The organism is Clostridioides sp. ES-W-0018-02, from assembly GCF_020658175.1.
Lineage (GTDB): Bacteria > Bacillota > Clostridia > Peptostreptococcales > Peptostreptococcaceae > Clostridioides.
This window is the reverse complement of the sequence record NZ_JACVVY010000080.1, coordinates 1-251: the sequence shown is the minus strand read 5'-3', so window position 1 is coordinate 251 and position 251 is coordinate 1. Positions and strand designations below refer to the sequence as shown.

Below are 251 nucleotides of genomic sequence, written 5' to 3'. Positions count from 1 at the left end.
AAGATTTAAGTAATATACTCTTAATGGTGGAGATGAGGAGAGTCGAACTCCTGACCCCTTGCTTGCAAGGCAAGTGCTCTCCCAACTGAGCTACACCCCCAAATATGAAGTTCATAAAGAACTTTCAAAATTAAACAGTAGGCAATTCTCCTTAGAAAGGAGGTGATCCAGCCGCACCTTCCGATACGGCTACCTTGTTACGACTTCACCCCAGTTATTGATTCCACCTTCGACGACTTCTTCCAAAAGGT

At 44.2% G+C, this 251-nt stretch carries 1 tRNA gene and 1 rRNA gene; both read right to left on the bottom strand.

The features are described from left to right. Positions 1 to 24 precede the first annotated feature (24 nt). A tRNA-Ala gene (locus IC219_RS21570) sits at positions 25 to 100 on the bottom strand. Between the two features lie 55 nt (positions 101 to 155). Beyond that, positions 156 to 251 (bottom strand): 16S ribosomal RNA (locus IC219_RS21565); the annotation flags it as partial.